General features: G+C 67.6%; 10 protein-coding genes. 9 read left to right on the plus strand and 1 reads right to left on the minus strand.

The features are described from left to right. Position 1 precedes the first annotated feature (1 nt). Complete coding sequence (gene tkt / locus B3349_RS03890; RefSeq protein WP_291586553.1) at positions 2-2,047, minus strand: transketolase; 2,046 nt, start codon at positions 2,045-2,047, stop codon at positions 2-4. 210 nt (positions 2,048-2,257) lie between these two features. Between tkt and B3349_RS03895 the strand changes: the two genes are divergently transcribed. The 9 genes from B3349_RS03895 (at position 2,258) to B3349_RS03935 (ending at position 12,903) form a co-directional block, all read left to right on the plus strand. Then, entirely contained in the window at positions 2,258-3,052 is a 795-nt protein-coding gene (locus B3349_RS03895; RefSeq protein ID WP_291586555.1) for a nucleotidyltransferase family protein, read from the plus strand. A gap of 142 nt (positions 3,053-3,194) precedes the next feature. Then, positions 3,195-3,941, plus strand: coding sequence for a sulfite exporter TauE/SafE family protein (locus B3349_RS03900; protein ID WP_291586557.1), 747 nt, complete (start codon positions 3,195-3,197; stop codon positions 3,939-3,941). 162 nt (positions 3,942-4,103) lie between these two features. Beyond that, positions 4,104-5,486: an aminopeptidase P N-terminal domain-containing protein gene (locus B3349_RS03905; RefSeq protein ID WP_291586561.1), complete on the plus strand. Its 1,383-nt coding sequence runs from the start codon at positions 4,104-4,106 to the stop codon at positions 5,484-5,486. Positions 5,487-5,533: 47 nt separating this feature from the next. Continuing rightward, a complete protein-coding gene (locus tag B3349_RS03910; protein ID WP_291586562.1) occupies positions 5,534-6,316 on the plus strand; it encodes a CPBP family glutamic-type intramembrane protease in 783 nt (260 codons plus the stop codon). Positions 6,317-6,384: 68 nt separating this feature from the next. Then, the gene (gene pyk / locus B3349_RS03915) at positions 6,385-7,821 is read left to right on the plus strand and encodes a pyruvate kinase (RefSeq protein ID WP_283340291.1); all 1,437 of its coding nucleotides are present in this window, start codon (positions 6,385-6,387) and stop codon (positions 7,819-7,821) included. Positions 7,822-8,030: 209 nt separating this feature from the next. After that, entirely contained in the window at positions 8,031-9,095 is a 1,065-nt protein-coding gene (fba, locus tag B3349_RS03920) for a class II fructose-bisphosphate aldolase (protein ID WP_066537977.1), read from the plus strand. A gap of 226 nt (positions 9,096-9,321) precedes the next feature. After that, positions 9,322-11,025: a long-chain-fatty-acid--CoA ligase gene (locus B3349_RS03925; protein WP_291586565.1), complete on the plus strand. Its 1,704-nt coding sequence runs from the start codon at positions 9,322-9,324 to the stop codon at positions 11,023-11,025. Between the two features lie 112 nt (positions 11,026-11,137). Next, positions 11,138-12,004, plus strand: a complete 867-nt coding sequence (locus tag B3349_RS03930) for an aspartate dehydrogenase (protein ID WP_291586567.1) — start codon at positions 11,138-11,140, stop codon at positions 12,002-12,004. A 149-nt stretch (positions 12,005-12,153) separates the two neighbouring features. Continuing rightward, a complete protein-coding gene (locus B3349_RS03935) occupies positions 12,154-12,903 on the plus strand; it encodes a 5'-methylthioadenosine/adenosylhomocysteine nucleosidase (RefSeq protein WP_291586569.1) in 750 nt (249 codons plus the stop codon). Positions 12,904-12,973 lie beyond the last annotated feature (70 nt).

Raw genomic sequence — 12,973 nt, forward strand, 5'->3', positions numbered from 1 at the left:
ATTACTTGTTACGGCGCAAAGCTTCGCGCACGGTGTCGGCCACGTTTTCGGCGGTGAAGCCGAAGTGCTTGAACAGCACCGGCGCGGGCGCCGATTCGCCATAGCTGTCGATACCGACCACGGCAGCGCAGCCGTACTTCCACCAGAAGTCGGTCACGCCCATTTCCACGGCGACGCGGGGCAGGCCGGCGGGCAGCACGGACTGCTTGTAGGCCATGTCCTGGCGGTCGAAGGTGGTGGTGCTGGGCATGGAGACCACGCGCACGGCAATCTTCTTCTCGGCCAGTTGCTTCTGGGCCGCTAGGGCCAGTTGCACTTCGGAGCCGGTGGCGATGATCACGGCCTGGGCTTTCTTGCCCTTCAGGCCCACGTCCTTGGGCTCGGAGAGCACGTAGCCGCCGCATGCGATGTTGTCCAGCGCGTCTTCGCTCTTGGGCGCGTAGGCCAGGTTCTGGCGCGACAGCAGCATGGCTGTGGGGCGGTTCTTCTGGCTGATGGCCACGGCCCAGGCCATGGCGGTTTCGGTGGTGTCGGCGGGGCGCCACACATCCAGACCGGGGATCAGACGCAGGCTGGCAGCGTGCTCGATGGACTGGTGGGTGGGGCCGTCTTCGCCCAGACCGATGGAGTCGTGGGTGAACACGTGGATCACGCGCTGCTTCATCAGCGCGGCCATGCGGATGGCGTTGCGGCTGTAGTCGGAGAAGGTCAGGAAGGTGCCGGCGTAGGGGATGTAACCACCGTGCAGCGCCACACCGTTCAGGATGGCGGCCATGCCGAATTCGCGCACACCGTAGTTGATGTGGCGGCCGATCTTGCCTTCTTCGGTCTTGACCACGGTACCGTTGTCGTCCACGCGGAAAGCGGGGGTGGACTTGGTGTTGGTCAGGTTGGAGCCGGTCAGGTCGGCGGAGCCGCCCAGCAGCTCGGGCAGCGCGGCGGTCAGGCCTTCCAGGGCCAGCTGGCTGGCCTTGCGGCTGGCCACGGTGGCGCCGGCGTCATGTGCGTCGGAAGCGATCTGTGCGGCCACTTCGACGAAGTTGTCGGGCAGGTTCCCGGCCATGCGGCGGGTGAAGGCAGCGGCCAGCTCGGGGTAGTCCTTGGCGTAGGCGGCGAACTTCTTGTCCCAGGCGGCTTCGGCCTTGGCACCCTGGTCCTTGGCGTCCCAGTCGGTGTAGACATCGGCGGGGATTTCGAAGGGGCCGTAGGTCCAGCCCAGTGCGGCGCGGGTCAGCGCGATTTCTTCGGCACCCAGCGGTTCGCCGTGGGCCTTGGCGGTGTCCTGGCGGTTGGGCGAACCCTTGCCGATGCTGGTCTTGCAGCAGATCAGCGTGGGCTTGGTGGCGCTCTTCTTGGCTTCGGCGATGGCAGCGTCCACGGCGTCCACATTGTGGCCGTCCACGGCGCGGATCACGTTCCAGCCGTAGGCCTCGAAACGCTCGGGCGTGTTGTCGACGAACCAGGGCGTGACCTTGCCGTCGATGGAGATGCCGTTGTCGTCGTACAGCGCGATCAGCTTGTTCAGCTTCCAGGCGCCGGCCAGGGAGGCGGCTTCGTGCGAGATGCCTTCCATCAGGCAGCCATCGCCCAGGAACACGAAGGTGTGGTGGTCCACGATTTCGTGCTTGTCCTGGTTGAATTCGGCGGCCAGCAGCTTTTCAGCCAGGGCAAAGCCCACGGCATTGGTGATGCCCTGGCCCAACGGGCCAGTGGTGGTTTCCACGCCCGGTGTCACGCCCACTTCGGGGTGGCCGGCGGTCTTGCTGTGCAGCTGGCGGAAATTCTTCAGCTCCTGCAGAGGCAGCTCGTAGCCGGTCAGGTGCAGCAGGGCGTAGATCAGCATGGAGCCGTGGCCGTTGGACAGGATGAACCGGTCGCGGTTGGCCCAGTGCGGGTTCACGGGGTTGTGCTGGAGGTGGCGGCTCCACAGCGCCACGGCCATGTCGGCCATGCCCATGGGGGCTCCGGGGTGGCCGGAATTAGCTTGTTGAACAGCGTCCATAGCCAGCGCGCGGATTGCGTTGGCCATCATTTGGGTGTTTGCCATGGAGGGCAGCTCCGAGGGGTGAGTGTGCAAAGAGATGGGCGGGATTTTACCGATGTGGCTGCGGCGAGTTTCATACGGGTTACAGAGCCCCCTGTGCAGCGCGGGGGCAGCGCAGTCGGAAATCACGCTGCGGCATGGAAATGTGAGCGCCACAAGCCCTACAGTAGCGCCTGCGGTGCAGGCCTGACACCGCGCAAGACAGGACAGGATATGAGCTCTTTACCGGCAGAACCCCACTCCCGCGCTGCGATGCTGCTGGCCGCAGGCCGTGGCGAGCGCATGCGCCCGCTGACCGATGCCACCCCCAAGCCGCTGCTGGCTGTGCGGGGCCGCGCGCTGCTGGACTGGCATGTGGCGGCGCTGCAGCGCGATGGCGTGGACCGCATGGTGGTGAACACCGCCTGGCTGGGAACGCAGATCCCTGCGCACCTGAATGCGGCCTGGCCCGCGCTGGCGGCGGCCGGTGGCCTGCACTACTCGCACGAAGGCGCGGATTTCGGCCATGCGCTGGAAACGGCCGGCGGCATTGCCCGTGCCCTGCCGCAACTGCCGCCCGTGTTCTGGCTGGCGGCGGGCGATGTGTTTGCGCCGGATTTCGTGTTCGATGCCGCGGCACACGACGCGTTTGCTGCCGGCGACGATCTGGCCCATCTGTGGCTGGTGCCCAATCCGGCGCACAACCCGCAAGGCGACTTCGGTCTGGCGGAAAGTGCACCGGGCGGCGGCACGGGCCGCGCCGTGAACGTGCCGAAAACGCAGGCCAGCGATGCGCTGGCGGCCTTGCCGCGCTATACCTACAGCACCATCGCGCTGCTCAAGGCCGAACTGTTTGGCGCGCCCTGGTGCGACCTTCCCGCGGGCAACCCGCAGGGCGGGGCCGCGCCGCTGGCGCCGCTGCTGCGCCGTGCCATGGATGCCGGGCGCGTGGGGGCCAGCGTCTACCGCGGCCTCTGGGTGGATGTGGGCACGCCCGAGCGGCTGGCCCAGCTGAATGCAGCGGCCTGAAAGGCAGAGCACCTGTCGCTGACGCAGCAAACGTTGGCGTAATAAAAGTGGTGCAATGTGGCGGCCTGGTATTGCAGGCAGCTCCTGTTTTTGTTGAATTCCCCATGGGTGGCCGGGGCAAGCGCCGCCAACGGACAGGCATATGGATGTGGATTGGAGCACCTACGGGTGGTTGATCGCGGTGGTGGTCGTGGCGTCGGCCTGCCAGAACCTCACCGGTTTCGCCTTCGGGCTGATTTTTGTCGGCATGGCCGGTGCCCTGCACCTGATGCCGATTGCCGATGCGGCCAACGTCGCAGGGCTGCTGTCACTGGTCAACGGCGCGGTGTACCTGCGCAGCCACCCGTTCCAGCCGCGCTGGGACATGCTCAAACCCATTCTGGCCAGCAGCCTGATCGGCGTGGTGGGCGGGCTGGCGCTGCTGCACTGGCTCAGCGGCGATCTGGTGAACGTGCTGCGCATGCTGCTGGGCGTGACCATCATCGCCTGCGCCATCGTGCTGCTGCTTCAGAAAAGCCAGCGCGCCACGTTGTCAGGGCCGGGCTCCATGTGGGTGGCGGGCGGTCTGTCCGGCCTGCTGGGCGGGCTGTTTTCCACCTCCGGGCCGCCCATGGTCTACCACCTGTACCGCCAGCCGCTGCCGGCGGCCCTGGTGCGCCAGTGCCTGCTGGTGATGTTCCTGGCCAACACCGTGCTGCGTCTGGGCATCGTCATTCCCTCGGGCGGATTGCGCTGGTCGTCGCTGTTCACGGCGGCCGTGGCCGTGCCGGTAGTCGCCGGCGTCACCTGGCTGCTGGCCAAGTACCCGCCGCCGCTGTCCACCCGGGTACTGCAGTGGATGGTTTGCAGCCTGTTGCTGGTGGCCGGGGTGAGCATGCTGCTGGCGTGAGCCCCGGCGGGCTTTCGAGGGCCGCTTCCGGCACCTGCTGATCCCGGCCGGCATCCGTTGTGCGGGTGGCGGGTGGGGGCGGCGCCACAAATTTCGGCCCCTGGCGGCCTCCGGGCGGCCATCTGGCATGCAGCGGGTCGCGGCAGCGCTACGATAGCTGCCATGATCTCTGTTTACGCCCAACGCCGCGCGCGCCTGGCTGCCCAACTGGGCGCCGGTGGCATTGCCATCATTCCCACTGCGCCGGAGCGGGGGCGCAACCGCGACAACAGCTACCTCTATCGGCACGACAGCTATTTCTACTACCTGACCGGCTTCACCGAACCCCAGGCCACGCTGGTGCTGGCTGCCGACGGCAGCAGCACGCTATTCTGTCAGCCCAAGGACCTGGAGCGCGAGATCTGGGACGGCTACCGCCTGGGCCCGGAAGCCGCCGTGGCCAGCCTGGGGGTGAATGCCGCCTATCCCGTCACGGAGTTGGGCAGCCGCCTGCCGCGCCTGCTGGAGAACCAGGAGCGCGTCTGGTACCCGTTTGCCACGCACGAGGGTCTGGCCGCCCAGGTGGAAGGCTGGCTCACCGCCGTGCGCGCCCGCTCCCGCTATGGTGCGCTGTGCCCCACGGCGCAGGGCGATGTCTGTGCGTTGCTGGATGACATGCGCCTGGTCAAGGATGCCTATGAGCTGGACGTGATGCGCCGCGCCGGCGTGATCAGCGCCCGCGCTCATGTGCGTGCCATGCAGCGTTCGGCCCGCATGCTGCGCGCCGGTGAGGACTGCCGCGAATACCACCTGGATGCCGAGCTGCTGCACGAATTCCGCCAGAGCGGCGCCCAGGGCGTGGCGTACGACTCCATCGTCGCGGCAGGTGCCAATGCCTGTGTGCTGCACTACCGTGCCGGCAACACGCCGGTGCGTGCCGGCGAGCTGGTGCTGATCGACGCTGGCTGCGAGCTGGACAGCTATGCCAGCGACATCACCCGTACCTTCCCTGCCGATGGTCGCTTCACCGGTCCCCAGCGCGCGCTGTACGAACTGGTGCTGGAAAGCCAGAAAGCCGCCATTGCCGTGACCCGTGCCGGCCGGCGCTTCAACGACCCGCACGATGCCACGGTGGCCGTGCTGGCCCAGGGCATGCTGGATCTGGGGTTGCTGGACAAGTCCACCTACGGAACCGCCCAGGATGTGATCGATGCGCGCGCCTACTTCCAGTTCTACATGCACCGCACCGGCCACTGGCTGGGCATGGATGTGCACGACTGCGGCAGCTATGTGGAGGCCGGCGAGCTGGGGCAGTCCAGCCAGCGCAAGGACCCGCTGTCGGGCGAGACCATCGCCAACCGCCCCAGCCGCATCCTGCGCCCGGGCATGGTGACCACCATCGAGCCCGGCATCTATGTGCGCCCCGCGCCCGGCGTGCCGGAGCAGTTCCACCATATCGGCATCCGCATCGAGGACGACGCCGTGGTCACCGACGGTGACTGCGAGCTGCTGACGCGCGGCGTGCCGGTCGAGCCCGATGATATCGAAGCGCTGATGCGCGCCTGAGACCACGCCTTGTTTTCTTCTCCCACCCGCCTGCTCTGCCCGTCGCCATGATGGACCCCGCCTCCGAAGACGACGCCCCTGTGTCCCTGCCCGCCGAGGAGCTGCGCCAGCCGCTGCGGCTGAGCCTGCTGCTGTGGCTGCTGGGCCTGCCCGGCGTGGTCGGCATGGCCTGGCAGGTGGGCCAGCGCCTGCCCAGCGGCCATCTGCCGGGCTGGGCCCTGCCGGTGATGGGCAGCGTGCAAAGCTTGCTGCTGCTGGCGGCGGCCGTGTTCTTTGGTGCCTGGCTGTCCCCGCGCGTCGGTCTGGGTGCGCCCATGCTGGGATCCCTGGTGCAGCGGCGCAGCCGGCCGGTGACGGCGCTGCAACAGATGTGGTTGCCCGGCGTGGCCGGCGGCGTGATGGGGGCGGCCTGGATGGTCACGCTGGCCCAGCTCACCCCGGATGCGCTGGCGCCGGGCGATCCGGTGCAGGCCTTGCCGCTGTGGATCAAGCTGCTGTACAGCGGCGTGGCCGAAGAGCTGCTGGTGCGCTGGGGCATGATGAGCGTGATGCTGTTCGGGCTGTGGCGCGTGCTGCAGCCGCGCGGCGGTGCGCCCCGCAGCGGGCTGGTGTGGATGGTGATCGCGCTGGCGGCACTGCTGGGTGCCGCGTCCAATCTGCCGGCGGCCATGGCGCTGATGGGCGGGCTCTCCCCGGAGCTGCTGGCCTATGTGCTGCTGAACCACACCGTCTTCGGCCTGCTGGCGGGTTACATCTACTGGCGCCACGGGCTGGGAGCGGCCATAGTGGCCCATACCCTGGCCCTGGCACTGTCCCATGGTCTGACCTGATCCCCCGGGCCGAGGCCCTTTCCCTTTGATAGCTGGAATCCATGAGCATCCCCGTCTCCTACACCCACCTGCAGGTGCGCCGCGCCACCAAGATTGTTGCCACCCTGGGCCCCGCTTCCAGCGAGCCGGAACTGCTGGCCCAGATGATTGCCACCGGCGTGAACGTGGTGCGCCTGAACTTCAGCCACGGCACGGCCCAGGACCACATCGACCGCGCCACCATGGTGCGCGCGGCCGCTCAGCGTGTGGGCCGGGAAGTGGCCATCATGGCCGACCTGCAGGGCCCCAAGATCCGCGTGGGCAAGTTTGCGGCCGGCAAGGTGATGTTGGAAGCCGGTCAGCCCTTTGTGCTGGACGCGGCGCGCACCGAGCCCGGTGATCTCGGCGGCGTGGGCCTGGACTACAAGGAGCTGCCGCGCGATGTGAAGTCGGGCGATGTGCTGCTGCTCAACGACGGGCTGATCGTGCTGACCGTGGACCGGGTGCTGGGCGATGCGGTCTACACCACGGTCACCATTGGTGGCGAGCTGTCCAACAACAAGGGCATCAACAAGCAGGGCGGCGGGCTGACGGCCCCTGCGCTGACGGCCAAGGACATGGAGGACATCAAGACCGCCATGGGCCTGGGCGCGGACTATGTGGCCGTGAGTTTTCCCAAGAATGCCACCGACATGGAAATGGCGCGCCAGCTGTGCAGCGTGGCGGCGGCAGGCAGCGGCCACCGCCCAGGGCTGATCGCCAAGATCGAGCGCGCCGAAGCCATTCCCCAGCTGGAGGCCATCCTGCGCGTGTCCGACGGCATCATGGTGGCGCGTGGCGATCTGGCCGTGGAAGTGGGCAATGCCGCCGTGCCGGCGCTGCAGAAGAAAATGATCCGCATGGCGCGCGAGATGGACAAGGTGGTGATCACGGCGACCCAGATGATGGAGAGCATGATCACCAACCCGGTGCCCACGCGCGCCGAAGTCAGCGATGTGGCCAACGCCGTGCTGGACGGCACCGATGCGGTGATGCTCAGCGCCGAGACCGCCGCCGGCAAGTATCCGCTGGAGACCGTGCGGGCCATGGCCGAGATTTGTGCCGCCGCCGAGGCCGCCGAGGAGCCGCGCAAGGATTCGGACTTCATGGACCGCCAGTTCCGCCGCATCGACCAGGCGATCGCCATCGGCGCGCTGTTCACCGCCCACCACCTGGGCGCCAAGGCCATCGTGGCGATGACGGAAAGCGGCTCCACCGCGCTGTGGATGAGCCGCCACCGCATCCACATTCCCATCTACGCGCTCACCCCCAAGGTGGCCACGCAACGCAAGATGGCGCTGTTCCGCAATGTGCGCCCGCTGCTGATGGACACCAGCGCCGACCGGGATACCGCACTGGAGCAGGCGGAAAACCATTTGCGCATGCGCAATATCGTGCAAAGCGGGGATGTCTACGCCATCACCTGCGGCGAGCCCATGGGCCAGCCCGGCGGCAGCAATATGCTGAAGATCTGCCAGGTGGAGTGAGCCGGGGCGCAGGCGCCGGGCGGCCCGGGCTTCTGGCCGCACGCCGGAACGGGAGGCGGCACCGTCCGACAGGGAGACCCCGCGCGGCCTTTCCCCTGCCGGTGCCACTGTGCGGGCAAATCGTTAAAATCGGCCGGTTACCACGTGGTTACGGCCACGTTTCCTTGCGGCCACCGTGCCCTTGATCCACTTTTAACGGAACCACGACCATGCCTTTGATCTCGATGCGCGAAATGCTCGACCATGCCGCTGAAAACGGCTATGGCATCCCCGCCTTCAACGTGAACAACCTGGAACAGGTCCAGGCCGTGATGTCGGCGGCTGACGAAGTCGGCGCGCCCGTGATCCTGCAAGCCAGCGCTGGCGCCCGCAAGTACGCCGGTGAGCCCTTCATCAAACACCTGATCCAGGCCGCTGCCGAACAGTACCCCCATATCCCCCTGGTGATGCACCAGGACCACGGCACCACCCCCGAAATCTGCCAGGGCGCGCTGAACCTGGGCTTTGGCTCGGTGATGATGGACGGCTCGCTGATGAGCGACGGCAAGACCCCTTCGTCCTTCGACTACAACGTCGACGTGACCCAGAAGGTGGTGGCCATGGCCCACCAGATCGGCGCCACCGTGGAAGGCGAACTGGGCTGCCTGGGCAACCTGGAAACCGGCGACGCCGGTGAGGAAGACGGCATCGGCGCCGTCGGCAAGCTGGACCACAGCCAGATGCTGACCGACCCCGAGGAAGCGGCCGTGTTCGTGAAGGCCACCCAGCTGGACGCGCTGGCGATCGCCATCGGCACCAGCCACGGCGCCTACAAGTTCAGCCGCAAGCCCACAGGCGACATCCTGGCCATCAGCCGCGTCAAGGAAATCCACGCCCGCATCCCCAACACCCACCTGGTGATGCACGGCTCGTCCTCGGTGCCCCAGGAACTGCTGGCCATCATCAACCAGTACGGCGGCAAGATGAAGGAAACCTACGGCGTGCCCGTCGAGGAAATCCAGGAAGCCATCAAGTACGGCGTGCGCAAGATCAACATCGACACCGACATCCGTCTGGCCATGACCGGCGCGGTGCGCAAGTTCCTGGCCGAGAACCCCGACAAGTTCGATGCCCGCGAATGGCTCAAGCCGGCCCGCGAAGCTGCCAAGCAGGTGTGCAAGGCCCGTTACATCGAGTTCGGCTGCGAAGGCCAGGGTGCCAAGATCAAGGGCTACAGCCTGGAACAGATGGCCAAGAAGTACGCCGCAGGCGATCTGGCCCAGCTGGTCAAGTAAACCGCCTTTGTGATGGCTGCCGGCGCTACAGGCTGTAGCGCGGCAGGCCCGGCACACACCCGCAGTGCGCAAGCCTGCGGGTTTTTTTGCGCCTGCAGCCGGAGCCGGAGGCGGCGGCATGCAGCGCCTAGGGTTGCACCCTAGGGTAACCACAAGTACCGAACGGCCGTGCTTTTTATCAGAATGGGGGATCGCGTTAGAACCATACAGAGTGGAGACCCCGGGCATGACGACAGAGCGTCCATGGCTGGCAGCCTATCCCGAAGGCGTGCCAACAGATATCGACCCTTCGCGCTACACCTCGCTGGTGGCGCTGATGGAACAGGCCTTCAAGGCCTATGCCGATCGCACGGCCTACACCTATATGGGCAAGAACATTCCGTTCGGCCATGTGGACCGGCAAAGCCAGGCGTTTGCCGCCTACCTGCAATCGCTGGGCCTGCAAAAGGGCGACCGCGTGGCCATCATGATGCCCAATGTGCCGCAGTACCCGGTGGCCGTGGCCGCCATTTTGCGCGCCGGCTATGTGGTGGTGAACGTCAACCCGCTCTACACCGCCCGCGAGCTGGAGCACCAGCTCAAGGATTCCGGGGCCAAGGCCATTGTCATCATCGAAAACTTCGCCCACACGCTGCAGCAGTGCATCGGCCACACGCCGGTGCAGCATGTGGTGCTGTGCAGCATGGGCGATGAGCTGGGCCTCAAGGGCCTGCTGGTCAACTATGTGGTGCGCAAAGTCAAGAAGCTGGTGCCCCCGTTCCAGCTGCCCGGCGCCGTGGGCTACAAGACCGCCGTGGCCCAGGGCCGCAGCCGCCGCTTTGTGCCGGTGGCCGTGGGGTCCGAAGACATTGCCGTGCTGCAGTACACCGGCGGCACCACCGGCGTCAGCAAGGGTGCGGTGCTGCTGCATCGCAACATCATCGCCAACACGTTGCAGTGCGAAGCCTGGTTCAACCCGGTGCTGCAGAATATCCGCAAGACGGGCGAGCAGGTCACCAGCATCTGCGCGCTGCCGCTCTACCATATCTTCGCTTTCACGGTGAACATGATGCTGGCCATGCACACCGGCGGGCGCAACATCCTGATCGCCAATCCGCGCGACCTGAAAGCGGTGTTCAAGGACCTGCAGGGCGAGGTCTTCCACAACTTCCCGGCGGTGAACACCTTGTTCAACGGACTGGCCCACCACCCGGACTTCAACAGCGTGGACTGGAGCCACCTGAAGGTCTCGGTCGGTGGCGGCATGGCCGTGCAGGGTGCGGTGGCCAAGCTGTGGCTGGAAAAGACCGGCTGCCCCATCGTCGAAGGCTATGGCCTGTCGGAAACCAGCCCCGTGGTCAGCTGCAACCCGGTCACGGCCAAGGAGTTCACCGGCAGCATCGGCGTGCCCAAGCCCAGCACCTATGTGAAGCTGGTGGACGAGGGCGGACTGACCATCACCGAGCTGGGCAAGACCGGCGAAATCGCCGTCAAGGGCCCGCAGGTCATGGCCGGCTACTGGCAGCGTCCGGATGAAACCGCCAAGGTCACCACGGCCGATGGCTATTTCCTGACCGGCGACATCGGCGTGATGGACGCACGTGGCTACTTCAAGATCGTGGACCGCAAGAAAGACATGGTGCTGGTCAGCGGCTTCAATGTCTACCCCAACGAGGTGGAAGACGTGGTGGCCACCTGCCCCGGCGTGCTGGAGTGCGCGGTGGTGGGCGTTCCCGATGCCAGCACCGGCGAAGCCGTGAAGCTGGTGGTGGTGCGCAAGGACGACAGCCTGACCGAGGCCCGGCTGCGCGAGTTCTGCAAGGAGAACCTGACGGGTTACAAGCGTCCCAAGGTGATCGAGTTCCGCACCGAACTGCCCAAGACCCCGGTGGGCAAGATCCTGCGCCGCGAGCTGCGCGACAGCACGCCGGCGGCTGCCGTCGCGGCCTGACGGACATCTGCCCGCACCACGCGGGCAGCCATTCCACCGAGGGAGCGTTCGCGCTCCCTTTTTTCATGGCAGGAGCGGCCGGACGCTGCCGCATGGCGTACGCTTGGGCGCCATGCAGACCTCCACGCCCCTTGCTGCCGCGGCCCCCCGGCAGCCTCACTCTCCGTCTTCTCTGCGCATTGCCCTGGTGGGCTGCGGCGCCATCGGCAGCGAAGTGCTGCAGCGTCTGCCGCAGCTGTCCGGCTTGCAGGGCCTGCGGGTGGACTGGGTGCTGGCCCGCCAGCCGCGTCCCGACCTGGTGGCCTGGCTGGCGCAGCATGCGCCCGGCGCCCAGTTGCTGCAGGCGCTGCCCGAGGATGCGCGGCCCGATCTGCTGGTGGAGTGTGCCGGCCACAGCGCCATTGCCACCCATGTGCTGCCGGCGCTGCGGCGCGGCATTCCCTGTCTGGTGGTGTCGGTCGGCGCGCTGGCGGCGCCCGGTCTGGTGGAGGAACTGGCCGATGCAGCCCGGCAGGGGGGCACGCGCGTGCAGCTGCTGCCCGGGGCCATCGGGGCCATCGACGCGCTGGCCGCGGCCCGCGAAGGGGGGCTGGCGCAGGTGACCTACACCGGCACCAAACCGGCGGCAGCCTGGAAGGGCACACCGGCCGAGGCGGTGTGCGATCTGCAGGCGCTGACGGCGCCGTGCTGTTTCTTCCAGGGCAGTGCGCGCGAGGCCGCGCAGCAGTACCCGCGCAACGCCAATGTGGCCGCCACCGTGGCCCTGGCCGGCCTGGGGCTGGACGCCACCGAGGTCCGGCTGGTGGCCGACCCCCAGTGCAGCGAGAACCGGCACCAGATTGCGGTCCAGGGGGCGTTCGGGCGGCTGTCGCTGGAGCTGGCGGGCCAGCCGCTGGCGGCCAACCCCAAGACCTCGGCGCTGACGGTGTTCAGCGTGCTGCGGGCCCTGCGCAACGCTGCCGCGCCGCTGGCAATCTGAAACCCGCCGGCCGGCAGCAGCGCCCCCGCTGGGCGAGAATGGCGGGCTGTGCCGCGCCGGGGTTCTGCCGGTGCGCCGCGCCCGAAACTCCGGCGGCGCCTGCGCCCCTGCTGCGCAGGCGCCGCCGACTTGACCTGTGAAGAACTGCCATGGCCCTTGCCATCCTCAGCGCCCTGCCCGAAGAACAATATGGTCTGCAGCACCTGCTGACGGATGCCCGGACCGTGCGCCGCGCCGGACGGGATTTCACCCTGGGCCGGTTGCACGGCCGCAGCGTGGTGCTGGGGCTGACCGGCATCGGCAAGGTGGCAGCGGCCACCACGGCCACGGCCGTGATGGAAGGCTTTGGCGCCCAGCAACTGCTGTTCACCGGCGTGGCCGGTGGGGTGGGGGCGGGCGTGCAGGTGGGGGATGTGGTGGTGGCCCAGCAGTTTCTGCAGCACGACATGGACGTGCGCCCGCTGTTCCCCCGCTGGCAGGTGCCCGGCTATGCGGCCCCCACGCTGGTCTGCGATGCGGTGCTGAGCGCCGGTTTGCTGGCGGCCGCACAGGCCTGTGTGGCGCAGGCAGCGGGATGGAACGAGCCCTTGCTGGGCGGCAGCGTGCCGCGCGCCCATGCGGGGCTGGTGGCCAGCGGTGACCAGTTCATTGTCTCGGCCGCGGTCTCCGGCCAGATCACGGCCGATCTGCAGGCCGCCGGCCATGTCCCCCTGGCGGTGGAGATGGAAGGTGCGGCCATTGCCCAGGTCTGTGCCGACTATGGCGTGCCGTTTGCCGCCGTCCGCACGATCTCCGACCGTGCGGACGACAGCGCCCATGTGGACTTCCCCGCCTTTGTGCAGGCCGTGGCCAGCCGCTACGCGCTGCAGATCGTGCAGCACTGGGTGCAGCAGGGGTGATGCGCCGTGCGCAGCGGGAGCGGTGCCGGCACCGCGAATCCCGGTGCGGGTGCGCGGATCAGACGCCGTG

Origin of the sequence: Comamonas sp. UBA7528 (assembly GCF_002479375.1) — a bacterium.
Taxonomy (GTDB): Bacteria; Pseudomonadota; Gammaproteobacteria; order Burkholderiales; family Burkholderiaceae_C; genus Comamonas.

Excerpts from the sequence above, each read along its gene's own strand:
- B3349_RS03905 (WP_291586561.1), top strand. The coding sequence starts at position 4,104 with ATGATCTCTGTTTACGCCCAACGCCGCGCGCGCCTGGCTGCCCAACTG.
- B3349_RS03935 (WP_291586569.1), top strand. The coding sequence starts at position 12,154 with ATGGCCCTTGCCATCCTCAGCGCCCTGCCCGAAGAACAATATGGTCTG.
- tkt (WP_291586553.1), bottom strand. The coding sequence starts at position 2,047 with ATGGCAAACACCCAAATGATGGCCAACGCAATCCGCGCGCTGGCTATG.
- B3349_RS03930 (WP_291586567.1), top strand. The coding sequence starts at position 11,138 with ATGCAGACCTCCACGCCCCTTGCTGCCGCGGCCCCCCGGCAGCCTCAC.
- B3349_RS03895 (WP_291586555.1), top strand. The coding sequence starts at position 2,258 with ATGAGCTCTTTACCGGCAGAACCCCACTCCCGCGCTGCGATGCTGCTG.
- B3349_RS03900 (WP_291586557.1), top strand. The coding sequence starts at position 3,195 with ATGGATGTGGATTGGAGCACCTACGGGTGGTTGATCGCGGTGGTGGTC.
- B3349_RS03925 (WP_291586565.1), top strand. The coding sequence starts at position 9,322 with ATGACGACAGAGCGTCCATGGCTGGCAGCCTATCCCGAAGGCGTGCCA.
- B3349_RS03910 (WP_291586562.1), top strand. The coding sequence starts at position 5,534 with ATGATGGACCCCGCCTCCGAAGACGACGCCCCTGTGTCCCTGCCCGCC.
- fba (WP_066537977.1), top strand. The coding sequence starts at position 8,031 with ATGCCTTTGATCTCGATGCGCGAAATGCTCGACCATGCCGCTGAAAAC.